This window comes from Psychrosphaera sp., assembly GCF_982872775.1.
This window is the reverse complement of record NZ_CEYNSH010000043.1, coordinates 2799-26210: the sequence shown is the minus strand read 5'-3', so window position 1 is coordinate 26210 and position 23412 is coordinate 2799. Positions and strand designations below refer to the sequence as shown.

Below are 23412 nucleotides of genomic sequence, written 5' to 3'. Positions count from 1 at the left end.
TACCGGCCTGTCACGCCGGGGGTCGCGAGTTCGAGTCTCGTCCGTTCCGCCAATCTTTAGTCTCAAAGTAAATCCCCATTTAGACCTCGTTTAAATGGAATCAAAGCGGAGCGGTAGTTCAGTTGGTTAGAATACCGGCCTGTCACGCCGGGGGTCGCGAGTTCGAGTCTCGTCCGTTCCGCCACTTTGATTCCAGTGTTAATCCTCATTATTTATTTCTTGTCTCACACAAACTTTAAAAAAATTAGCTACAAGTCTAAAACGTCAATTTAATTCTGTTTTTCTCTTTGCTGCTTGTCTTTTAAATTGCGCAGCTTATTTGTTATTGAATGTGCCCCAAGTCCAATGTTTTTTATCAAATCCGTTTGGTTTAGGTTTATAAGCTCAAAAACCTTGCATTTAACGTAATTTACTTGTGCCAAAGTGCCTAATTATGAATTATGCTATACCTATTGAAATACATTGATAAAACAATAATAAAGGGGACATCGTCATGCGAAATATCGCATTCAGTGCGACCTTGATTGCTTCAGCTGTCTTAGCCGGTTGTACTGGTATTGAAGCACAAGATCCAAAAGTCGAAATTAATCCAAATCCTTATCCAAGTACTTATCAGCCAATGGAACAGCTTACTGTTTTAGTAAAAGGCGCGACGGTATTAACAGGTACAGGTGAGCGTTTAGATAATGCTGACGTGTTAATTGTGAACGGCAAGGTTTCTGCCGTTGGTGAAGGTATTGAACACGGTAGCGCGACAGTCATTGACGGCGCAGGTAAATGGGTTACACCTGGTATTATTGACGTGCACTCACATTTAGGTGTTTATCCTTCTCCAAGCGTTGAATCTCACAGCGATGGTAATGAGATGACGGCTCCTGTAACTGCAGAGGTTTGGTCTGAGCACTCAGTTTGGCCACAAGACCCAGGTTTCGAAGCAGCGCGTGCTGGTGGTATTACAACACTACAACTTTTACCTGGCTCTGCAAACTTAATTGGTGGTCGAAGCGTTACTTTAAAAAACGTGCCTTCTCACACAATGCAAGGCATGAAGTTTCCTGATGCGCCTTATGGTCTAAAAATGGCCTGTGGTGAAAACCCTAAACGTGTATATGGTAGCAAGAGCATCGCACCTTCAACTCGTATGGGTAACATGGCGGGTTATCGTCAAGCGTTCGCAGAAGCGGCTGAATACAAACGTGCTTGGGAAAAATACGAGCGTGATTACGCGGCGGGTAAAAACCCAGAAGCACCAGCTCGTGACTTAACGTTAGACACGTTAAAAGGTGTGTTAGACGGTGATATCTTAATTCATAACCACTGCTACAAAGCAGAAGAAATGGCGATGATGATTGATCTAGGTAAAGAGTTCAATTACCACGCTGGTACGTTCCATCACGCGGTTGAAGCTTACAAAATTGGTGATTTATTAGCAGAAAATGGTAACTGTGCGGCAATGTGGCCAGATTGGTGGGGCTTCAAAATGGAAGCGTACGACATGATCCTTGAAAACGTAGCTGTTGTTGACTCGTTTAAGAACTCATGTGCCATTGTTCACTCAGACTCAAGCACAACCATTCAACGTCTAAACCAAGAAGCGGCAAAGGTAATGTACCGTGCCAACGAAAATGGCTTCGAGTTAACAGAAGCGGATGCCATTACATGGATTACGTACAATGCAGCTAAATCACTAGGTATTGAAGACAAAACAGGTTCTTTAGAAAAGGGTAAAGCGGCCGACTTCGTTGTTTGGAACCAGAACCCATTCAGCGTTTATGCTAAAGCGGAACAAGTATTTGTCGATGGTGCCAAGGTTTATGATGCGAACGATGAAACGTATCAAGCAAAAAGTGACTTTTTGCTAGGTCAACAATAATAAGGAGCGCAAAATGAAAAAATTAAAATTATCACTAGTTTTTGCTGCACTAACAGCAAGTTTTGCGTCTCTAGCTGACTCTGTCGCTATTACCAACACAACGGTTTATACCGGCACTGAACAAGGTGTTATTACGAACGCTAACGTGGTTATTGATGATGGTAAAATCGTTGCGATTAATCCCGCAGAACTAAATGTTGACGCGACGGTTGATGGTCAAGGTCGTATTTTGACGGCTGGTTTTGTTTCTGCAATGAACCAATTAGGTCTTGTAGAGGTAAGTGCGGTTTCGGCATCTCGCGACATGAGTGCCAAAAAGGGCGGCATTACGTTCGACCCATCGTTGGCATTTAACCCTAAAAGCTCAGTCATTCCTTTTTCAAGAAAAGGAGGTATCACTCAAAGCGTTGTTGCACCTCGCGGTGCAGAGGGCATTTGGGCTGGTCAGATCTTTACTGCTGATCTTTCTGGTGAATTCGACAGCGTAGTAGATACCAACGTTGCGACATTGGCGTATTTTGGTTCTGAGCGCAAAGGTTCACGTGCCTCTGCGATTGCAGCACTTGAGAACAAGCTTAGCGATCACAAAGCGTCATTAGAAAAAGCTAAAAAAGACGATAAAAAAGATGACAAAAAGCCAAGTGCTGAAGAAAAGATCTTAAACGACATCTTAAGTGGCAAAAAGCCGTTAGTAGCGTCAGTTGAGCGTGCAACGGATATCTTACACTTGTTGCGCTTAAAAGAAGAGTTTGGTCTTAACCTAGTACTCGCAGGTGCTGAAGACGCGGTACGTGTTAAAGAGCAGATTGCTGCTGCGGGCGTGCCCGTAATCGTTCAGGCGATCAATAATTTGCCTGAGAGCTTTGGTTCTTTGCAAAAGTTATTAACTAATGCAGCAGAGCTTGAAAACGCGGGTGTTAAGTTAATTCTTACTCAAACAGATACGCACTTAATTTATAATTTACGTACTGATGTAGGTGTTGCGATTGCAAACGGTTTGAGCCGTGACACTGCTATCGCGTCGGTGACTAAAAACGTTACCGAAACCTTTGGTATTGAAGGTGGTATCGTGGCGGAAGGCCAACCGGCAAACTTAGTTTTGTGGAGCGGCGACCCGTTTGAAATCAGCACAAAAGTAGAGAACATGTGGATTGATGGTGAAGAGGTGACCACCGAATCTCGTCAAGACAAACTACGTGATCGATACATGTCTGATCAAAAAACACCACGTGGTTATATTAAATAATCACTATGCTAGCTAACTTAGATAGCTAGATTAGGTAGCCTATTCGAGTAGGCGTATAGAGAGACCAGTTAGTTTATTAGCTGGTCTTTTTTTCTATCATTATTATTTAGAGTCACATTCTACAAATAGGCATAAGACAGCCTTCAATTATTAATATTAGATCTAACTAATATATTTAATATTAGGTTTTTCTAATATATCATGCTCGATACAAATTATTATCAGTTGTACGAGATATGAACCAGCTAATTAATCTATCTATCAATATTAGTCTTCGTCATTCCAAAAAAGTCATTTGGGTGATGTTAATAGTTGCATTGTTTGCGTTGTTTCAATTTCCGCGAATAGAGATTGATACCGACCCAGAAAACATGTTGCCAAGCGATAATACTGCACGTGCATTTCACAACAAAACCAAACAAGACTTTGGTTTACATGACACCATAGTTGTTGGCGCTGTTAATAAAGATCAAAGTGTCTTTAACCCAACTGAGCTGGAAAATGTTAAGTCACTCACTGACCATATAATGGCGATAGATGGGGTTATTACCTTTGATGTTATGTCATTGTCTGAGGTGGATAACATTTCGCAAAAGCAACTTGAGAGTGGTTCAACAGCGCTTAGCTTTGAATGGATGATGAAGGACGCGCCTAAAAACGAAGGTGACGCCGCAAAGGTTTACCAAAATGTGACAAACCTTCCTTTATTAAATGAAACTATTGCGTCTTCAAATGGCAAAGCGATCGCGATATACGTACCTATTGCTGATAAAAACCAAAGTTATGCCATTGCACAACAAATACAGTCTCATATCGATAGCTTTAATACTGAAGCTGAGTGGCATATCACAGGTTTACCAGTAGCTGAAGACCAATTTGGCTATGAAATGTTTGTCCAAATGGGTATCTCTGCACCGTTAGCTGGGTTAGCGATATTTATCTTGTTGTACATGATGTTTAGATCATGGAGTTTCATATCGGCCGCTATGGTTGTTGCTATGTTTACCGTTGTAGTGACAATGGGGCTGCTTATTGGTGCTGGTTTTACCGTTCATATCATGTCTTCAATGATTGCGATTTTCTTGATGCCCATTGCTGTCGTGGACTCAGTGCACATCATGTCTGAATTTGCCGATCGATATAAAGTCGGTGAAGACAAGTCAAAGGTCGCTAAAAACGTTGTCAGAGAATTGTTCTCTCCAATGTTATTTACGTCTGTAACATCAACCGTGGGATTCTTGTCGTTACTACTCACACCAATACCACCGGTGCAAATTTTTGGTGCGTTTATAGGTTTTGGTATTTTATTGGCCTTTGTTACCACCATTTTGTTTGTTCCGGCTTATTTGTCGCGTTTGTCAGATAAAACGTTATTACAGATGCAGCAGCGTCACCAAGCTAAACTTCAATCAAACAAGGGGCTAGCAAAAGTCGTTAGTAAGTTAGGTCAGTTAGCGCAAAAGCGCCAATGGCTTCATCTTAGTATTTTTGTATTAGTGTTTGTGTTTTCAGTGATTGGTATTAACAAAATTGAAATTAATGACAATCCTGTCCGTTGGTTTAAGGAAAGCCACGAGATTCGAGTTGCTGATCGGGCTTTAAACGAGCAGTTTGCTGGCACATATGACGCCTATCTTGTTTTCAACGATAATACTCCAGAAGCGGATATGAAAACGGTTTTAAATACGCAAGCGATGCCAGACTCATTAAAGTTATGGTTTGATGATGTACTCCTACCGTTAGTCGAAATTAGTGAAAGCGTCGGAGCAGGGCAAAACAGTGAGTTAACGAATAGCAACTCACAGATGATTTATGCCATCGAAGACAAACTGTTTGAAGCGCTCTCTGAAGAACAAGAAAAGTGGCTAAATAATACGCTAAGTTCTTTGGAGGCTTTGATGGCTAAACAAAAACGTTTTACTCATCCAGAAGTATTAGATTACATGGCGCAGCTACAAGCCCATCTTGATTCTACAGAACTAGTGGGTAAATCAAATGCCTTGACTGATATCGTAAAAGTCGTTAACCGAGAGCTTCGCTCTGGCCAAGAACAAGACTATGTGCTGCCAGACTCTGCAAATGGAATAGCCCAGGCTCTAATTCAATATCAATCTTCTCATCGACCAGACGACTTATGGCACTTTGTAACACCAGACTATCAACAGTCTTTAATGTGGTTACAACTCACCAGTGGTGACAATCAACATATGAGTGCGGTCATTGATGCGGTTGAGACGTTTGTTGCAGGCAATCCTCCACCTCAAGGCATTGAAATCAATTGGGCTGGTAAAGCTTACCTGAATGTTGTTTGGCAAGAGCAAATGGTAGCAGGAATGTTAGACAGTCTGATCAGCGCTTTTGTGATTGTATTTATAATGATGACGCTGCTGTTTCGTTCTGTTTTGTTTGGCTTACTGGCTATGTTGCCGTTAAGTTTAACCATTACCTTTATTTATGGCTTGATAGGCTGGTTGGGCAAAGATTATGACATGCCAATAGCAGTTCTATCGGCTTTAACCTTGGGCCTTTCGGTCGATTTTGCGATTCACTTTTTAGAGCGTGCACGTTCGACTTATAGAAAAACAGGTTCGATTTCGCAAACTATGCAAACTATGTTTGGTGAGCCTGCTAATGCCATTACCAAAAATGCGTTGGTCGTTGCACTTGGTTTTACCCCACTATTATTCGCGCCTCTAGTGCCATACATCACTGTCGGTGTGTTTTTAGCAAGCATAATGTTGGTATCGGCATTAGTGACGCTAATTATGTTGCCGGCGTTGTTGACTAAAGGTCAGCGCTGGTTGTTCAAACCTTCAAAAGGTTAAGGAGTTTTACATGTCTTTTTTCACTAGAAGTCTAATGACAAAAAATATTAAGCGTGCTGCTTTCGCGACGTTTGTTTCCTTTGCTAGTGCAGCGAGTTTTAATAGTCATGCCAATGAAAGTGTACCTGCCTCGACGCCTGAAGCGACAACGGATTTAACCGCGGAGCAAATTATTAAAAAAGCCGAGCTTGCTGCGTATTACGCAGGTGAGGATGGTAAAAGTGAAGCCCGAATGATGATCGTAGATGACCAAGGGCGTCGCCAAACAAGACAATTTACTATTCTTAAGAAAGACGTTGAAGATGGTGGCGACCAGAAAATGATGGTGTTTTTCAGTCGCCCAGCAGATGTTAGCGGTATGGTGTTTAGAGTTGAAAAACACAACGCGCTCAATCAAGACGATGACCGTTGGTTGTATTTACCAGGCTTAGACTTAGTAAAACGCATTAGTGCGGGCGATAAGCGTACGTCCTTTGTTGGCTCTCACTTTTTCTATGAAGATGTTTCTGGACGTTCAACTGCACTTGATAGTTTCGAGCTGTTGTCGCAAACAAAAGATGAATTTGTTCTAAAAGGGACACCTAAGGACCCGTCGCAGGTCGAGTTTAGTCACTATGATGTCCGTATTAATAAAACAACCTTCATTCCTATGGTGATCGACTTTTACAATACTAAAGGTGAGGTGTACCGAAAAGTAGAAAGTTTGAATGTTGATATTATCGATGGATTTCCAACGGTCACAAAATCAAAAATATCGGATCTAGAAAAAGGCGGCTACACCCTAATGCAATTTAGAGGTATTCGTTATGACCTAGGAATGCCAGATACGGTATTTACTGAACGAAGCTTACGTACGCCACCACTTGAATGGTTACGCCGCTAAGTCACCGCAAAGGCGATTCTAAGCAGTAATTAGGAGCTAACCAAAATGCATGTTTTACAACTAGGCCAGATAAAAACTTCTCGCGTATTGGCACGAGTCCATCAAACATCACTATTTATGGCATCGCTATTTGTTGTAGCGCTAGCGCTTGTTCACAATAATGCAGAAGCGGCCAATAGTACAAAGCGTCAGGAAATGACTGAAACTAGTGAAGCAAAACGGACGACTAGTAGCAAAAAGAGAAGTAAAGGTATTGTTGGCGCTGCTAGGAGTGACGAGAGTGTTGAGCAATTAGGTGGCGAATTGGACGGTGACTGGAGCGAGGAATGGGAAGACGACTGGAGCTCACCTTGGGAAGAACCAAAGAGTTTTTGGCAGAGTTTTACCGGCTTTGCCGAGCTGGCTCTTGGTAGACGTATACAAAGTGACACCTACCAAGAGTACTCTATGGTACAAGAGTACGGAACTACGGATAAGAACGTTGACAGTAAAACACGCACAGATTCGACGCTTGAAGACGTACGTTTGCAGTTACAAAACACTTATACTCTAGAGTCTTCAACCATTAACTTTCGAGGCCACGTTTATTACGACGGTGTACAAAGCAAATGGCAAGGTCAGTTACGCGAGTTAAATTGGCAGGGCGCGGTTTCGAGCCAATGGGATATTAAAGCAGGTCAACAGGTCATTACGTGGGGCACGGGAAACTATGTGTTCATTAACGACATGTTTAATAAAGATTGGCAGAGTTTTTTGGCCGGCCGTGACGATGAATATTTAAAAGCGCCCCAATTCGCTGTTAAGGCATCTGGGTATTTTGATAATGCAAGCTTGGACTTAGTGCTGACGCCTCGCTTTTCTTCAGATAACTTTATCAATGGCGAAGTATTCTCGTTTTATAACCCATTGGGTTTTAGTACTAAGAAACTCAATTCTGCTAAAAAGCCGCACTCACCTGAATATGCGGTGCGCTATAAACAGCGTTGGGATGACCTAGAACTCGCCCTTTATGGTTATCACGGTTTTGAAAAGTCACCTGAGAGCTTGGTGGTAAGCCCAAATGGCAATATGTTCGCGCCGTCTTATGCAAAGTTGTCAGTTCTTGGCGCCAGTATGACAACCAATTTTATGGAAGGGATAGCGAGTATTGAAATTGGCCATTATAACCGAAGCAGTAACGGACTGGCTTTAAGTCAAAATAGCAGCCAGGATCCTAATCAAGGCCAAACTCCATCAATGCGTACGACCAATGTGCCAACATCTGAAACAAGCTTTTGGTTTACTGCACCTGACGAATCAAAAATCCTGTTTGGTTTTGAGCGTGAACTGGTCACTAATTTATCAGGGGCGCTGCAAGTGAGTTATGAATATCAGCATGACTTTGATAAGGCGATGCCGGCGGCTTTGCAAATGATGCAAGAAAACTATGAGCTCAAACGTCGTTCTTTAGTCACGTTGCAACTTAGATACAGTACGTTGCAAAACAAACTCATCGTCGACTGGTTTACGTTTGTTTCACCTAGTGACGAAGATGGTCACACTCGCTTAAAAGTAAATTACAAACCCAATGATCAATGGCAATACACCATAGGCACCAACTACTTTTGGGGCGATATGCCTACTACGTTTTTTGGTCAGTTTGAGAAAGCGTCTAGCGCCTACTTTTCGGTCAGGCGATTTTTTTAACGCGTTTTTTAAAGATTCTTTTTAATATTAAAAATAACGAGGAAATTTATGTTTCAATTCCCTATGTCACTAGAGCGCACCGTGGCCGCATTTGCTGGCTTTATGGTGCTAATTTCAGTTTTATTAACCCAGTTTGTTCACCCAAACTTCTTTTGGTTTACGGTTTTTATTGGCGTTAACTTATTCCAACAAAGTTTTACAGGGTTTTGCCCTGCGGCGATTGTGTTTAAAAAGTTAGGCATCAAAACAGAGAAAACACTAGCCCAGGAAATTAACTAGGCGTTTTCCCCTGCAGTGTGCTCAGTTGCATAAGCTTGGCCTCAAACAGTTTAACGCTGTTAGCTTTTACTGGCGCGTGCATTGCCATTTGTAAAAAACGTTTGGCAGCACCGTTATAACCAAGCTTATAATTTGCCTTAGCTAGGGCTAAATACACATCATCTAGGTAAGGCGCATATCGTTGCGCCTTTTCAAAGTAACGGATCGCGGCCAAGTAGTTTTCATCGTCATATTCTTCATAGCCTAATGTAATCCAGTCATAAGGATTACTTGATTTAAACTCACTTATTCTAGCGTCGACGTTATCCGCTAATTCTACCTTGTTATTGGATCTTAACATTTGGCTGTAATTGGCATAAAGGTTGATTGAAGTCGGTAAATATTTGTAACCATACTCAAATAGTTTTTCGGCTTTATCTTTGTATCCCATTAGTTTAAGGACAACCGCGTGCAGGTTAATACTTTCTGGGTTGTATGGGTCTTGAAGGAGGACATTAGAGGAATACTGATACGCAGATTCAAGATCGTCTTTTACAATATGCTCGGCAGCTAAATTTGCAAAATAGAGTGCATTAAACTCCTTTTGGGTGACGGCCTCCGCAGGAATATCGGTATCTGCACGATAGTAATCAATATAGATATATTTGGTTGATTCTTCAGGGGTTTCTCGTGGCTTAAAGATGACGGTACGGATATGTTGAGAAGAAAACTCGATGTTGCCTGTGCGATTGTATATGGGGGCACGGTTAACTTTACGGTGAATGTATCGGATACCAGCAACTCTTGATAAGGCTGAGGCCATCACAGCCAATGAAACACAGTTACCTGACATCGAGTCAATAGTGTCTTTGGCATTTTGTGTTGTGCCTTGAACACTAAACCCATCCATCCACACACTCAAATAGTCTGCAAGGCGAACATGAGGATCGATATCCTTCCTAGATTCATCATTGAAGTATGCTAAGAAAGCGGCTTCTTGCTCTGGCGCTAGCTCATAAATTGTATCAGGGGCAATTACATTGACTGGTTTATCTACAAGGGTCCAGGAATGTTTATTACGTTCCCAAGTTAATTTGAGCTTACTTGAAACTGTGTCTTTTGATGCTTGAGAGCTTGATGCACAGCCACTTAAAACAGCTGCGAAAACGAGACAAAGAGAAAGGCGAACAATCGTATGAATACTACAAAACTTCACGGGAAAATTCCTTTTATTTCTGAGCGAACCTGAAAAGGCTAAAATAGATACTAATTTAGACTATAAAGCGTTCTAGATTATTTTACTAGTACGAGTTAATCCTATCTAATTATTAAAGTTTGCTAGTTTAGCTTTGACCAAATTAACATCGTTAGACTTTACTGGGGCCTCTAACGCTAGTTCCAAATAATCTTTAGCTGCACGCCGTTTACCTAAAGAATAACTGGCTTTGGCAAGAGCAATATATACATCGTCGAGATAAGGGGCTTTGTTTTTGGCTTTTTCAAAATATGAGTACGCTTTGGAAAACTTATTTTTGTCGTAATGCTCATAACCCAAAGTTAGCCACTGATATGGGTTGGCATCTTTGAGAGTCATTAACTTTTGTTCAATGTTCTTGGCGAGTTCATTGTTACCCATATTTTGCGCCAAAGTTTGGTAATTGGTCAGCAAATTTATGGATGGTGGTAAGTGTTGATATCCGTAATCAAATAACGACATGGCCATTTCTTGATAGCCAAGTCGTTTTAGTACCAACGCGTGCAGATTGACGTTTTCTTGATGATGCGGCGCTATGTCTAACGCTTTTTTTGAATATTGATACGCGGGGATCAAATCGCCATTCATCAAACGTGTTGCTGCCAGATTGGCAAAGAAAAGAGCATTGAACTCATCATAAGTCATAGGGTCCGCTGGAATATCCGTGTCTGCTTTGTAGTAATCGATATTGATGTGTTCTGTCCACACATTTGCGGTGATGTCGTCGGTATCATATTTGGGCTTAAACAAGATTGTGCGAAGGTGTTGCGCAACAATGATGACGTTTTTATTTCGCATATAAATGGGCGCACGATTTACTTTTCGGTGTAAGTATCTAACACCAACAAGTTGAGCGTAGGCCGAAGTAACGATAGCTAATGATACACAGTCACCAGTCATGTTACTAATTGCCTCTGATGCAGTTAGCGTGTCACCAGAGTAGTCAAAGGTCTGCATATACTTAGTGAGATAGTTCGCCAATCGCTGGTGGGGTTCGATGTTTCTGTTTTCATAATTATTGTAGTAATGAAAGAATTTACGCTTTTGCTTGTTAGTTAATTGGTAAATATCACGAACTGAGATATCTAATTCTGGAATTCCGTCAATTTGATGTTCTGGCAATGGGGGAAGGTTTGCTGCGTATTTATTAGAACCTTGTGTTGTGCAACCTGTTGTTATTAGGACAAGCAGACTCACTGCTAAGAGTTGGATACGAATGGAAAGAAACATAGTTACCTCCTAACTCTTTCACAGTCATAAGGTAACTATAGTCTATTTTGTTATTATTTGAATGCGTCTCTTCTCTGAAAAGAAGATACACCTCCAATAACAAAAAAGTGGCTAGTAAAGCGCAATCGCTTCTTTTAACTCGAATTTACCTTCAAGTAATGAGCGACCCAAGATAACACCACTCGGCGTTTCATTGTTAAGACCAGATCCGATTAGGTTAGGCTTGAGTTGCTCAATATCTGCAAGACTACTGATACCTCCAGAAGCCTGCCAACTAATTTCTGGGTATTGCTGCGCGAGCGCTTTATATAACTCTTGGTTTGGACCCTGAAGCGTACCGTCTTTGCTAATGTCGGTACACAAAACGTGTTTTAAACCTACAGTTTGGAACTTAGCAACGATAGATTCTAGTGTGACACCAGAGTCTTCTTGCCAGCCATGTGTCGCAATAAACTTTTCACCTTTGTCGTTGATGTTTACATCTAGTGCTAAGACTATTTTCTCTGGGCCATATTTTTCCATCCATGACATCACTAGTTCAGGGTTAGAAACGGCTAAAGACCCAACTACAACGCGACTGACACCAATTTCAAATAAATCACTGATGTCTTTTTCGGTACGAATACCACCGCCAGCTTGAAACTTCATAACGCCTAGTTGAACCATTTCGCTGATCAGCGTTAATTGGCGTTTACTCGTGTCTTTTGCACCGGTTAAGTCAACGATGTGAAGCCATTTGGCACCGGCCTTGGCGTAGTCCTGGACTAACTCTACCGGATTAATTTTGTATTCTGTTTTTTGACCATAGTCGCCTTGATAAAGGCGTACAACTGAACCGTCGATAAGGTCAATGGCAGGAATAATCATAATGTGTCCTTGCTTCTATTACAGTAAAATAAAGTTCTTTAACAATTGTGAACCCGCTTGACCACTTCGTTCTGGGTGGAATTGAACGCCCATAAAATTGTTGTGGAAAATGGCGGCTGAAAAGTCCATGCCGTAATTACTTTTCGCTAAGGTGTAATCAGACAAAGGTGCGCAGAAACTATGTACAAAATAGAAATAGGCGCCTGCTTCAATGCCGTTAAACAATGGGTGAGGGTTGTCTAATGTCACTTCGTTCCAACCCATGTGAGGTAGAACTAGATCACCCACTTCCATGCGCTCGATTTGGGTCGGGATTAATTGTAAACAATCAACGGTATCTGACTTTGATGCTACAAGGTGTGAACCCGGCTTTTCGTTTGAAGACATGGCCATCAGTTGCATGCCCAAACAAATGCCCAAAACAGGCTGTGTTAGTGACTGAATCACGCCAACCAACTGCTTTTCATTAATACTGTCCATTGCAGCAAATGCAGAGCCTACACCAGGTAAAATTACCTTGTCTGCCGCTGTGATCACACTTGGGTCATCAGAAACCGTAATTTCTAACGGTAAGGTCTGTGCAATGCGCTCAAAGGCGCATTGAACTGAGTAAATATTGGCACAACCCGTATTAACGATGACTAATTTGGTCGTCATTACAGGGCTCCTTTTGTTGATGGCAGTACATCACCTTCTACTTTAATCGCGGCACGTAGAGCACGACCAAATACTTTGAATAGACTCTCTACTTGGTGGTGTGCATTGCCCTTTGAAGTGCTCAAGTGCAATGTCAGGCCGATAGATTGTGCCAGCGAGAAGAAGAAGTGTTCAACCATCTGAGTCGACATTTCACCAACACGCGAATCAGTGAACTCGGCATTAAAGACTAGGTAAGGGCGGCCAGAAATATCTAACGTAGCTTCGGCTTTGCATTCGTCCATTGGCAGGACAAAACCAAAACGACCAATGCCACGCTTGTCACCTAAGGCTTCTTTTAATGCTTGGCCTAACGCTAACGCTGTATCCTCAACAGAGTGATGGTCATCAATGTGTAAGTCACCGTCAGTCGTTAAATCTAGGTGGAAGCCACCGTGAGAAGCGATTTGGTCTAGCATGTGGTCAAAAAAGCCCATGCCCGTTTGGATGGTCGATTTTTTAGTACTATCCAAATCGACAAATACTTTGATGTCAGTTTCTGAAGTCGTGCGACGCACTTCAGCTTGACGACGGTTGTCTTTTTGATCGGCAATAAAGGCTTCAATGTCTAACCAGTTCATCTTGTCTGGAGAATACTGAATACCAACGATACCCATATTTTCTGCCAACTGAATATCAGTGATTCTATCGCCAATGACGTAAGAATCAGTGAAGTCGACTTTACCTTCTTGAAGGTAGCCTTTTACTAAGCCAAGTTTTGGTTTGCGACAGCTACAGTCTTCGTGGTCAAAGTGCGGACAAATCAACACATCATCAAAAGTTACACCCTGGCTTGCAAAGAATTCCATCATCTTGTCATGAGGCGCATCAAAGTCAGCTTGAGGGAAAGAGTCAGTACCCAAGCCGTCTTGATTAGAGACCATCACTAAACGGTAGCCTTTTGCTTGTAAACGAGTTAACACAGGCACGACCATCGGCTCGAACACCAATTTCTCTAACGTGTCTAATTGCTTATCAACTGCTGGTTCTTCAACTAGCGTACCGTCGCGGTCGATAAATAGGATAGGTTGTTGTTTGCTCATGTTCGTTCTTCTTAATTATTAGTTAACTGTTGGTTAAGTTGGCTGAATAGGGCATTGACTGCCTGCATTTCAGCTTCACTACCAATGGTTACACGCAGGGTGTTGTTCAACATTAGTTGCTTTGATTGATTGCGCAATAGGATATGCGCGTCGACAAAAGATTGCATCAATTCTGTCGCACAAAAACTGGATTTAAGCTTAAGTAACACAAAGTTAGTTTTTGATGGATAGACCTTTTCAAATAGTGACCATTGTTTAGAGTCTTCAATGAATTGATCACGGCGTGCATTTAATTCTGCAACTTTATCTCTCATCCATATCAAACCGTCTTCAGATAATGCTTGTGTGGCCATTTGGGCAACAGGCGCTGGAATCGGGTAAGGGGCAATGACCTTTTTAAGAGCATCTATTATTTGCGTGCTAGCTAAAGTAAAGCCACAACGTAAACCGGCTAATGCAAATGCCTTTGATAGTGTTCTCAACACTACTAAGTTACTGTATTTTTTTAGTAAGTCAGCAACGCTCGCGTCAGCACAAAACTCGATATAGGCTTCGTCTGCAACCACAATTGCTTTGTTTTCTAATGCGCTTAATACCGTTTCCAAGTCATCTCGTTTCATCAAGTCACCGGTAGGGTTATTAGGTGAGCAGATAAAAACGATTTGTGCACTTTTTGCTTGGTCCAAAACATTCTCTACATCTAATTGTAAGTCGTCTTTTAAAGGCGCTTTTAATACGTTGACGTTAGCCGTTTCAGCTGAAATGGCGTACATACCGTAAGTAGGCGGACAAATAACGATATTTTGCTGTGGTGCGCAGAACGTTCTGATCAATAGTTCAATGCCTTCGTCAGCACCACGAGTCGCCAATACTTGGCTGGTTTCAACACCGGCATACTCAGCGTAGGCTTTGATTAATGGCTCAGGTTGAAAGTCCGGATAGCGGTTGTACAGGCTTGGATCAGCTTGGACATTCGGGCTATATGGGTTTTCATTGGCGTTTAACCACATCGTTTTGATTGGCTCGTCGCTATCGCTGCTGCCAGACATACTGAATAGGCGTCGTGCTGATTCGTATGGCGCTAGTTCTTTTAGCTCAGTACGTATGAGCTTGTCTACCAACACTTCACTGCTCAAATTTTCGCTAGCGTCTTGCGTTAATTCAGTCACATTTGTTTTTGAATTCATTGTCACTAATCCTTTTTATTAGCAGACGAGTTTTGCAGTGCTTCTAGTCGAATACCCACTGCATTTTTGTGTGCATCCAGTCGTTCTGCAGCGGCCAAAGTCATGATAGCTGGACCAATGTTTGACAGGCCCTCTGGTGTTAACTCTTGAACGGTAAACTTACGTGTAAAGTCCGCTAGATTTAACGAGCTAAGCGTTTTTGAATAACCGTACGTTGGTAAGACGTGGTTTGTACCTGAAGCGTAATCACCGGCGCTTTCTGGTGTGTAAGCACCCAAGAAAATAGACGCCGCATTGTCTAGTTTGTCTAACCACTCGCGAGCGTTATCAAACTGAACAATCAAGTGTTCTGGGGCATACTGATTACTGACTTCTACTGCTTGTTCCAATGACTCGGTTAAAATAAAGCGGCTGTTTGATAAGGCTTTTTTAGCGATATCGGCGCGCGGCAATATGCTTAACTGAGACTCTATCGCCGCTTTTGTGTTTTCAATTAATGTCTGACAATCAGACACTAGAATAACTTGCGAGTCTGGACCGTGTTCGGCCTGAGACAACAAATCAGCTGCTACAAATCCAGGATTTGCATTAGAATCAGCTAAGACCAAAACTTCCGATGGGCCGGCTGGCATATCAATAGCAGCACCGTTTGGATCCTGCGCCACTTGTTGTTTTGCCTCGGTCACAAAGCTGTTGCCTGGACCATAAATTTTGTTCACTGGTTTTATTGATTCAGTGCCAAAGGCTAGAGCTGCGATAGCTTGAGCGCCACCTGTACGGTATACTTCTGTGATACCACAAAGTTGTGCCGCATAAAGAATTTCTGGTGTGATTCCACCTAAGTTATTAGGGCTTGTATCTGGCGGAGTACACAAGACAACGCGTTTACAACCCGCGATTTGAGCTGGCACACCTAACATCAACACCGTTGATGGTAAAGGCGCACTGCCACCAGGAATGTATAAACCCACATCACTGATAGGCTTTGTGATCAGCTCACAAACAACACCAGGGCTCGTTTCTACTTTGATGTCTTGCTGAACCTGCGCTTCATGAAAGCGTTTGATCTGGCCATAAGCCAATTCGATAGCCGCTTTCTCTGCCTCACCAATTGTATTAACGATACGACTAATGTCTTCTTTAGGTAGGGCGACGGTTTGTAGGTCTAAACCGTCAAACTCCTTAGTTAAAGAGAGCAACGCAGCATCGCCTTCCGTTTTTACGCGGTCGATAATGCTTTTTACTGTGTCGCTCAGGCCTTGTTTATTCGCCATTGCAGGACGAGCAAGGGCATCGCATTGTTGTTTTGTGTCTAACTCTTGCCAAATAATCACTGTAGTAGCCTCTGCTTAGCCCATCATTTTTTCAATAGGCATAACTAAAATTGATGTACAACCCAGCTCTTTAAGTTGTTCCATCGTCTCCCAAAATAGGTTTTCTGGGCTAACAACGTGTAGAGCAGCAAGCTCACTGTTTTCTGATAGTGGTAATACTGTTGGATCTTCTGCACCTGGAAGTAAACGTTTTACTTCATCTAGTTTTGCGATTGGCGCGTGTAACATGATGTACTTAGACTCTTTAGCCTGCATTACGCCATTGATTCTTGGGATTAACGTATCTACCAATTCTTGTTTGGCTGGGCTAAGTTCGCCTGCTTGTTGAATAAGAACCGCTTTAGAAACAAAGATTTCAGTGGCTTCTTCAAGACCATTTGCTTCTAATGTCGCACCTGTGGATACCAAGTCACAAATCGCTTCGGCAATGCCTGCACGAGGCGCAACTTCAACAGAACCAGTTAACATTACCGGTTGAGCGTTGATGTTCTTTTCATTTAAGAAACGCTTAAGAAGGTATGGGTAGGTCGTTGCGATTTTTGTGTTTTGAAGTGACTCTAAACCTTGGTAATCAAACTCGTTAGGTACCGCAATAGACAAACGACAACCGCCGTACTCCAAACGTTTTAGCGTTTTGTACTCAGCTGGTTCGCCGGCGGCTTGTCGTTCAAGCATCTTCTCTTCTAACTCGTTTTCACCAATAAAACCAAGGTCGGCAATGCCATCCATAACTAAACCAGGAATATCGTCATCGCGAACAAGTAAAAGGTCAATTGGTAAGTTGGTAGAGTGTGCGATTAATAAACGGTCACGAATCGACAGCTTTACGCCAATCGCTTTAAGTAGCTTAATTGATTCGTTGCTCAAACGGCCTTTCTTTTGTACCGCTATGCGAAGTCTATTTTTATCAGTCATGTTCATTCCTAAATTTTTTAAACGCCTAATACGAAAAAACCCCGAAGGTTGTATAAGCCTCCGGGGTTCACTTGTTTGTGCTTGGAGGACTTACAATAGCCTCCAGCGAAATTAGCTGAAAACTATTTCGTTGGTACGTGATGATGGTTCCAAGATTGTGTTACGTATGTAATCGTCATAATGATTTTCGTTTTCTTAATTGTTGTAAATTGCTAATTTCAAATTGATGAAGATAAAGTAAACGCTCTAATCTAATAAATCAACCCCAATCTATATAACTAAATATAGAAAAAGTTAAAGAATTTGCATAACGGTCGATAACTGGTTAATAATTGTACGAATTAATAAGCGTATTAATTTATGTGTGTATTAATTGACGAGTGAAAGGAGAAGCAGTCATGGTTGATATTGTGTATAACGCAATTCAACGACCGGTCGCCAACGAACCGGATAAAACGGATGTGTACCACGTTGATCATACTCCTCGGGATGCCGGAGTCAAAAAAGCCGAAGACGACGACCCTCAAAAACAAGGTCGCGAGGGTAAAAAACGCAAATTTGCCGTTGAAAAAGACGAATTGAACGAAGAGTTGGCGCCTAAAAAGCAAGGTAAAGGCAAGTACTTTGACGAAAACGGCAATCAGCGGGTCGATTTCTACGTATAGGCAATTATTACACTGGGTTATCCATTCCTTCCTATTTAAAAAAAAGAGCGAGTCACCAATTAGGTGCTTCGCTCATTTAAGTTCTCAATTCAGGCTAATCAATACTCGTCGCAAATCTCATTACATTAATGACGTGAGTTAATGACTTTGATTAGCGATTTATATGAGTAACCTGACTAACGAGGCTGCATTCTAATTGCGCCGTCTAGTCGAATTGCTTCACCATTTATATACGCATTACTCGCAATGTGAGCGACCAAATCTGCAAACTCTTTTGGTAAGCCCATACGTTTAGGAAATTGAATATTGGCAACCAAGCTTTCTTGCACGTTCTCCGGCATACCTAACAACATTGGTGTCCCCATTATACCAGGAGCAACCGCATTAACTCGTATACCTGTTTTAGCCAAATCTCGAGCCATAGGTAAGCTTAATGCAATGATACCGCCTTTACTTGCTGCGTAGGCCGCTTGACCCATCTGACCTTCGTAACCTGCAACCGATGCGGTATTTATGATAACGCCTCGCTCCATCGCTTCACCCATAGGTTCGTTCTTGGCCATTTGTTCTGCAACTTTAGAAGCCACATTAAAACTACCGATTAAGTTGATATTAATGGCTGTACTGAACTTATTTAATGCCATTGCATTACCTTCACGGTCCAATACTTTGGCAGCAGGGGCGATACCAGCACAGTTCACTAAGATGTGAATCGCACCAAATTGATTCATTACGTCTTTTATTGCTGTGTTGACGCTGTCTTCATTGGTCACATCAACGATATTGAACATCGCATTATCCGAACCAAGCTCCTCTACTGCTTTGTTACCTGATTCTTCATTTAAGTCAAAAATAGCGACTTTTACACCTTGAGCAACTAAGCCTTCAGCTGTTGCGCGACCCAAGCCAGAAGCTCCGCCAGTTACGATGGCAATTTTATTTTGTAAATCCATGATATTGACCTTGTTATAGTTCTTTTAATAATTCGCGAGCAATGACAATTTTCTGAACTTCGCTCGTGCCTTCATAAATAGTTGTAATTCGTACATCTCGAGCCATACGCTCAAGTGGATATTCGTTGATGTAACCGTAGCCGCCTAGCATTTGCAATGCGTCATAACAGGCTTCGTTTGCTTTTTCTGTTGCAAAAAGCTTTGCCATCGACGCTTGTTTCGAAAATGGCAGTCCTTGTTCTTTTAACGACGCGGCTTGCATAAGAAGCAAACGAGCCGCTTCAAGTTCGGTGTAACGCTCTGCCAGTTTCCATTGAAGGCCTTGGAAGTTAATCAGGGCTTGGCCGAATTGCTCGCGCTCGGCCAAATATTGACGAGCATAATCCATCGCTGCTTCTGCGATACCCAATGCTAACGAGCCGATACCAATACGACCGCCAGCTAATTCAGTAACTGCGACCTTAAAGCCTTCGTTTTCTTTACCAAGCAGGGCGGTAGAAGGTACGCGACAATTTTCAAAACGAACTTCATTGGTCGCAGAGGCTTTTTGACCCATTTTATGTTCTGCGGGTGAAACAATGAGTCCAGGCGTATTATTTTCGACTAAGAAACAAGAAATGCCTTTGCCTTTTTTGGCTTCTTTGTCAGTGACCGCCCAGACAACAAAAACACCGGCATATTCGGCGCTAGTAATAAACATTTTGCTGCCATTAAGAATGTAGTCGTCACCGTCTTTTACAGCACTGGTTTTCATACCAGCAGGATCGCTACCAGCACTCGCTTCTGTTAAGCAAAAACCAGCCGCTGGATACTCACCAGAACAAATTTTAGGTAGGTAATGTTGTTTTTGGGACTCGTTACCCACCGCTTGTATAACTTCTGCGACCATATTGGTTACTGACGTTGTGACCGCTGTTGATGCACAACCTTTAGCTAATTCTTTAATAGCTAGGCTAAATGCAATAGGGCCGACTTCACTACCGCCGTAATCAGCACTGGCGTTTAAACCCATGAAACCCAATTCAGCTAACATTTTTAAGTTTGTTAGAAGTCGCTCTCTGTTTCCTGTCTTATCTAAATCTGCGGCGTGTGGGGCTAATTCATTTTCTGCAAACTGGCGCGCCGTGTCCAAAATTAGTTGTTGTTCTTCTGTTAATGAAAAGTTCATTCGATTGTCGTTCTCACTTTGATAAACCCTGTTGAAAGGCATGGATTGAGGATTAAGTTTTTATTTATATTTATGAGCGTAATGTGCCTTATTTTCGCTTAAATGCAAAACCTACCAGCTGAGAAAAATACCAAGCCGATGTAATTTTATTTTTACTTAAAGTTAGGTTTGTTGGGCGGAACAAAGACTGGACTAAAGAGTGAGCGAAGATACATTTGGAAAGACTCATGATAAAATCGCTCTTAATATTTTGATTCAATGAAAAGAAGTGATTATGTCCAAAATTTATGTGATTCACGAAAACAATGAATGGACCATTCATTTAGAAAACCGTTTAAAAGAGTTGGGCTTGCCGTATGAAATGTGGCATTTAGACCAAGGCACTATTGATCTCTCATCAGAGCCGCCACAGGGTATTTTTTATAGCCGTATCAGTGCTTCCTCGCATACTCGTGGCCACCGTTTTGCACCAGAATTTACCGAAGCCGTGTTAGCATGGTTAGAACGTCACGACCGCACTGTTATTAATGGTACTCGCGCATTGAGATTAGAAGTGAGTAAAGCAAACCAATATATGGCTTTAAATTTGGCTGGAGTGACGACACCAAAGACAATTGCTGCTGTAGGTAAACAACAAATTATCGATGCGGCCAAAAAATTAAATATGACTCCTTTTATTACCAAGCATAACCGCGCGGGTAAAGGGCAGGGGGTCTATTTATTTGAGTCTATTGAAGAACTCGAAAATTACGTTAATAGCCCAGGTTTCGATGAGCCGGTTGATGGTATTACATTGGTTCAACAGTACATCAAAGCACCGCAGCCGTTTATTATTCGTCATGAGTTTATCGGTGGTAAGTTTTTATATGGTGTTAAAGTTGATACATCAAAAGGCTTTGAGTTATGTCCTGCTGATGTATGTTCGATTGAAGATCAGTTCTGTCCAACGAGTGGTAATTCGGATCAGGCTCAAGAGGCACAAGCCAATACAACACCTAAATTTGAGATTTTGAATAACTATAATCCTGAGTTTATCCCAGCCTTAGAGGCGTTTTTGGCGGATAATAATGTGCAAGTAGCAGGTATTGAAGTGATCACCGATGAAAACGGTAATCACTATGCTTACGACGTGAACACGAATACCAACTACAATTCAGATGCAGAAGCCAAGGCAAATAAGTTTGGCATGCTAGAGCTTGCTAAGTATTTAGCTCAGTTTCTTTAAACGTATATTTATTAAGGTTTAATTCGAGTGTTTCCGCATTTTGAATTAGCTTTTTGAAAATACGCTCAAGGTCTTGAGTCGCTTCGACTTCATGATTGGCAAAGTCTTGAACTGCCGCCGTGTCGCCAGCAATTTCTGTAGAAACTACCGACTGTTGCTCTGCGGCACTGGCGACTGTTGTTGCTAAGCTTTCAAGCAGTTCACTTTGCTGGAATACCGAGCTTGACAGCTTTTTCACTTCCTCGAAGTCTTGTGACGTTTGTTGGCTCAGGCTAGTATTTTTTTGGATACTATTAACAACCCCGTCACTTAAACTTTTTAGCTCATTGAGCAAATGGCCTATTCGTTCAGAAGAGGTTTTACTGTTGCTTGCTAAGCTTCTTACCTCATCTGCTACAACAGCAAACCCTCGTCCGTGCTCCCCTGCACGCGCAGCTTCTATCGCAGCATTTAAAGCCAACAAATTGGTTTGCTCTGCAATGCTACTGATGGTATCCAAAATGGAATAGATTTCCGAAACTTGTTTTTCCATCGCTGTGCTTTTGTGTTCTGCATCTACCATACTAGTGACTAGCTGATTTATAGTGGACTGACTTTGATCACTATTAGAAATGAGCTTTGATGCGACTTTGTGAAGACTATCGCTTGCAGAGAGTGTATTCGACGCAGACTCGGCAATTTCTTTTGATGTCTGTGACATTTGTTCTATGGCCGTTGCTATATTGGTCGCCATTGATTGGGTCTTTTGAGAGTCTTGCAGTACAACTTCAGTAATCGAATTCATTTCGTCGTTTAATTTCGCGCCTTGTTTTACTGAGCCTTCAATTGCTAATAGTAGCCCTTTAAATGCGTTAACGGTTTTATTCATTGCTTTAGAGATAAAGCCTAACTCATCATTCTGATTGACTCTAAGACTGACGTTAAGGTTTCCTTGTTCAACCTCTTCGAGGGCACCAACTAGGTGTTTCAAGGTTGCTTTAAGCCTCAAAATTAAATGAACGTTTATTGAAGACACAATGAACAAAGCGACCAAAAAACCAATGATCAAGCTAATCGTATAATTTTTTAAATCAGCTAATTCTTGCTGTGCCGATTTATTTACCAACGACCAGTTAGCATCCAATAGTGATTTGATTTCACCTATTTGTTTCGTCGCGGAGGCAAACCAAGATTCATTATCAGGCAAAATGTTTTGATTGCGATTGAAGTCATTAATAATCAACTCTATCGTTTTTTTGTTAGTTCGAAATATTTTAGTGTTAACTGTTTCTTCTACAGCAGCAGCTGTTTCTGGCTTAACATTGTTTTTGAGATATGAAGTCACTCTATTTAGCTCAGAATAATAGTTAGCGATTAGGCTTTTTTGATTAGCGTTAAGTTCACCTGCAGCCAATACACCGTTAATTTTTCCTCTTATTTGGCCCATTTTTTCTTTGTACTTTGCGAGAAGGAATGCGGAAGTTACTTGTTCCCCAAGTGTGGGTCTAAAAATTAGATTTTTTAACTGGGTGGCGGTATCCAGCGTAATGGCGTTTAAGGAGCTGTAGTAGTTAAATGCTGATTGGCCGTTTAGGTTATCCACGGCAGTGCGAACACTTTCTTTAGATTTTAGTTGGTCAAACAGTATTTTTGTATGCCTGTTTTGTAATTTGGGGTGTTGGTGCTGATTTAACAGTTGTTGTAATACTAAAACAGATTGGTCTGCCTTTTGTCTTTGGGCATCTACTTTTTGTTTTTGTTGTGGAGCTTTTGAAGCCAAGTAACCAGCCGTTAATCCACGCTCTACAGCATGATGGTGTGCAACTTGTTCTAAAGCACTCAAAATACCAACAATCTCGACGTCCGCTTTTAATTCATCAATTTGTTGGATGTTTTTCCAAACGTTGTAGGTAATTAACGTTATTACAAAAAGAAGCAATGTGGCGGTGCTGATCACGACCAACTTCATGATAGAAAAGCGACGAAGAAGATGTTTCATAACGAATAACTCATAGTTAGGGTCATTTCATTATGGTTTAGAATTTGTATTTTGCTAAGAATAAGTATGAAAGTGGTGGGCGGTACTGGGCTCGAACCAGTGACCCTCGCCTTGTAAGGGCGATG

19 protein-coding genes and 1 tRNA gene are annotated in these 23412 nt (G+C 41.8%); 9 read left to right on the top strand and 11 right to left on the bottom strand.

Annotated features, from left to right (window positions below; all coding sequences use genetic code 11):
* Positions 1–107 precede the first annotated feature (107 nt).
* The 7 genes from AC4E96_RS11690 (at position 108) to AC4E96_RS11660 (ending at position 8792) form a co-directional block, all read left to right on the top strand.
* Positions 108–184 (top strand) — tRNA-Asp (locus AC4E96_RS11690).
* A gap of 309 nt (positions 185–493) precedes the next feature.
* Positions 494–1873 carry an amidohydrolase gene (locus tag AC4E96_RS11685; RefSeq protein ID WP_488033931.1) on the top strand — a complete coding sequence of 460 codons (1380 nt, stop codon included), beginning with the start codon at positions 494–496 and terminating at the stop codon, positions 1871–1873.
* 13 nt (positions 1874–1886) lie between these two features.
* A complete protein-coding gene (locus AC4E96_RS11680; RefSeq protein ID WP_488033930.1) occupies positions 1887–3119 on the top strand; it encodes an amidohydrolase family protein in 1233 nt (410 codons plus the stop codon).
* Positions 3120–3355: 236 nt separating this feature from the next.
* Positions 3356–5944 (top strand): efflux RND transporter permease subunit, encoded by a 2589-nt coding sequence (locus AC4E96_RS11675; RefSeq protein ID WP_490255937.1) that lies wholly within the window; start codon positions 3356–3358, stop codon positions 5942–5944.
* Between the two features lie 34 nt (positions 5945–5978).
* Complete coding sequence (locus AC4E96_RS11670; protein WP_490255936.1) at positions 5979–6827, top strand: outer membrane lipoprotein-sorting protein; 849 nt, start codon at positions 5979–5981, stop codon at positions 6825–6827.
* 45 nt (positions 6828–6872) lie between these two features.
* Positions 6873–8513 carry a hypothetical protein gene (locus tag AC4E96_RS11665; RefSeq protein WP_490255935.1) on the top strand — a complete coding sequence of 547 codons (1641 nt, stop codon included), beginning with the start codon at positions 6873–6875 and terminating at the stop codon, positions 8511–8513.
* 63 nt (positions 8514–8576) lie between these two features.
* Positions 8577–8792: a YgaP family membrane protein gene (locus AC4E96_RS11660; protein ID WP_490255938.1), complete on the top strand. Its 216-nt coding sequence runs from the start codon at positions 8577–8579 to the stop codon at positions 8790–8792.
* Here the strand turns inward: AC4E96_RS11660 and AC4E96_RS11655 are convergent.
* The 8 genes from AC4E96_RS11655 to hisG form a co-directional block, all read right to left on the bottom strand.
* Complete coding sequence (locus AC4E96_RS11655) at positions 8785–9987, bottom strand: tetratricopeptide repeat protein (RefSeq protein ID WP_490255934.1); 1203 nt, start codon at positions 9985–9987, stop codon at positions 8785–8787. The genes AC4E96_RS11660 and AC4E96_RS11655 overlap by 8 nt on opposite strands.
* Before the next feature lie 105 nt (positions 9988–10092).
* Complete coding sequence (locus AC4E96_RS11650) at positions 10093–11256, bottom strand: tetratricopeptide repeat protein (RefSeq protein ID WP_490255933.1); 1164 nt, start codon at positions 11254–11256, stop codon at positions 10093–10095.
* 111 nt (positions 11257–11367) lie between these two features.
* Complete coding sequence (gene hisA, locus AC4E96_RS11645; RefSeq protein ID WP_488033924.1) at positions 11368–12123, bottom strand: 1-(5-phosphoribosyl)-5-[(5-phosphoribosylamino)methylideneamino]imidazole-4-carboxamide isomerase; 756 nt, start codon at positions 12121–12123, stop codon at positions 11368–11370.
* A gap of 18 nt (positions 12124–12141) precedes the next feature.
* Positions 12142–12780: an imidazole glycerol phosphate synthase subunit HisH gene (hisH, locus tag AC4E96_RS11640; protein ID WP_490255932.1), complete on the bottom strand. Its 639-nt coding sequence runs from the start codon at positions 12778–12780 to the stop codon at positions 12142–12144.
* The gene (hisB, locus tag AC4E96_RS11635; protein WP_490255931.1) at positions 12780–13862 is read right to left on the bottom strand and encodes a bifunctional histidinol-phosphatase/imidazoleglycerol-phosphate dehydratase HisB; all 1083 of its coding nucleotides are present in this window, start codon (positions 13860–13862) and stop codon (positions 12780–12782) included. Before hisB ends, hisH begins: the two co-directional genes overlap by 1 nt.
* Before the next feature lie 11 nt (positions 13863–13873).
* Positions 13874–15049 (bottom strand): histidinol-phosphate transaminase, encoded by a 1176-nt coding sequence (gene hisC / locus AC4E96_RS11630; RefSeq protein WP_490255930.1) that lies wholly within the window; start codon positions 15047–15049, stop codon positions 13874–13876.
* A gap of 5 nt (positions 15050–15054) precedes the next feature.
* Positions 15055–16383, bottom strand: a complete 1329-nt coding sequence (gene hisD / locus AC4E96_RS11625) for a histidinol dehydrogenase (protein ID WP_490255929.1) — start codon at positions 16381–16383, stop codon at positions 15055–15057.
* Between the two features lie 15 nt (positions 16384–16398).
* Positions 16399–17298: an ATP phosphoribosyltransferase gene (gene hisG / locus AC4E96_RS11620; protein WP_488033920.1), complete on the bottom strand. Its 900-nt coding sequence runs from the start codon at positions 17296–17298 to the stop codon at positions 16399–16401.
* Positions 17299–17696: 398 nt separating this feature from the next.
* Between hisG and AC4E96_RS11615 the strand changes: the two genes are divergently transcribed.
* Positions 17697–17963 carry a hypothetical protein gene (locus AC4E96_RS11615; protein WP_490255928.1) on the top strand — a complete coding sequence of 89 codons (267 nt, stop codon included), beginning with the start codon at positions 17697–17699 and terminating at the stop codon, positions 17961–17963.
* 176 nt (positions 17964–18139) lie between these two features.
* Here the strand turns inward: AC4E96_RS11615 and AC4E96_RS11610 are convergent, their stop codons facing one another.
* Together AC4E96_RS11610 and AC4E96_RS11605 are read right to left on the bottom strand one after the other, a co-directional pair.
* On the bottom strand, positions 18140–18916 hold the full coding sequence (locus AC4E96_RS11610; protein WP_488033918.1) for an SDR family NAD(P)-dependent oxidoreductase: 777 nt from the start codon (positions 18914–18916) through the stop codon (positions 18140–18142).
* Between the two features lie 13 nt (positions 18917–18929).
* The gene (locus AC4E96_RS11605; RefSeq protein WP_488033917.1) at positions 18930–20084 is read right to left on the bottom strand and encodes an acyl-CoA dehydrogenase family protein; all 1155 of its coding nucleotides are present in this window, start codon (positions 20082–20084) and stop codon (positions 18930–18932) included.
* A 274-nt stretch (positions 20085–20358) separates the two neighbouring features.
* On the opposite strand from AC4E96_RS11605, the gene AC4E96_RS11600 reads away from it, so the two are divergent.
* A complete protein-coding gene (locus AC4E96_RS11600) occupies positions 20359–21309 on the top strand; it encodes an ATP-grasp domain-containing protein (RefSeq protein ID WP_490255927.1) in 951 nt (316 codons plus the stop codon).
* Here AC4E96_RS11600 and AC4E96_RS11595 read toward each other — a convergent pair.
* Positions 21284–23287: a methyl-accepting chemotaxis protein gene (locus AC4E96_RS11595; protein ID WP_490255926.1), complete on the bottom strand. Its 2004-nt coding sequence runs from the start codon at positions 23285–23287 to the stop codon at positions 21284–21286. The genes AC4E96_RS11600 and AC4E96_RS11595 overlap by 26 nt on opposite strands.
* Positions 23288–23412: the final 125 nt, after the last annotated feature.

Excerpts from the sequence above, each read along its gene's own strand:
- AC4E96_RS11685 (WP_488033931.1), top strand. The coding sequence starts at position 494 with ATGCGAAATATCGCATTCAGTGCGACCTTGATTGCTTCAGCTGTCTTA.
- AC4E96_RS11680 (WP_488033930.1), top strand. The coding sequence starts at position 1,887 with ATGAAAAAATTAAAATTATCACTAGTTTTTGCTGCACTAACAGCAAGT.
- AC4E96_RS11675 (WP_490255937.1), top strand. The coding sequence starts at position 3,356 with ATGAACCAGCTAATTAATCTATCTATCAATATTAGTCTTCGTCATTCC.
- AC4E96_RS11670 (WP_490255936.1), top strand. The coding sequence starts at position 5,979 with ATGACAAAAAATATTAAGCGTGCTGCTTTCGCGACGTTTGTTTCCTTT.
- AC4E96_RS11665 (WP_490255935.1), top strand. The coding sequence starts at position 6,873 with ATGCATGTTTTACAACTAGGCCAGATAAAAACTTCTCGCGTATTGGCA.
- AC4E96_RS11660 (WP_490255938.1), top strand. The coding sequence starts at position 8,577 with ATGTCACTAGAGCGCACCGTGGCCGCATTTGCTGGCTTTATGGTGCTA.
- AC4E96_RS11650 (WP_490255933.1), bottom strand. The coding sequence starts at position 11,256 with ATGTTTCTTTCCATTCGTATCCAACTCTTAGCAGTGAGTCTGCTTGTC.
- hisA (WP_488033924.1), bottom strand. The coding sequence starts at position 12,123 with ATGATTATTCCTGCCATTGACCTTATCGACGGTTCAGTTGTACGCCTT.
- hisH (WP_490255932.1), bottom strand. The coding sequence starts at position 12,780 with ATGACGACCAAATTAGTCATCGTTAATACGGGTTGTGCCAATATTTAC.
- hisB (WP_490255931.1), bottom strand. The coding sequence starts at position 13,862 with ATGAGCAAACAACAACCTATCCTATTTATCGACCGCGACGGTACGCTA.
- hisC (WP_490255930.1), bottom strand. The coding sequence starts at position 15,049 with ATGAATTCAAAAACAAATGTGACTGAATTAACGCAAGACGCTAGCGAA.
- hisG (WP_488033920.1), bottom strand. The coding sequence starts at position 17,298 with ATGACTGATAAAAATAGACTTCGCATAGCGGTACAAAAGAAAGGCCGT.
- AC4E96_RS11615 (WP_490255928.1), top strand. The coding sequence starts at position 17,697 with ATGGTTGATATTGTGTATAACGCAATTCAACGACCGGTCGCCAACGAA.
- AC4E96_RS11610 (WP_488033918.1), bottom strand. The coding sequence starts at position 18,916 with ATGGATTTACAAAATAAAATTGCCATCGTAACTGGCGGAGCTTCTGGC.
- AC4E96_RS11605 (WP_488033917.1), bottom strand. The coding sequence starts at position 20,084 with ATGAACTTTTCATTAACAGAAGAACAACAACTAATTTTGGACACGGCG.
- AC4E96_RS11600 (WP_490255927.1), top strand. The coding sequence starts at position 20,359 with ATGTCCAAAATTTATGTGATTCACGAAAACAATGAATGGACCATTCAT.
- AC4E96_RS11595 (WP_490255926.1), bottom strand. The coding sequence starts at position 23,287 with ATGAAACATCTTCTTCGTCGCTTTTCTATCATGAAGTTGGTCGTGATC.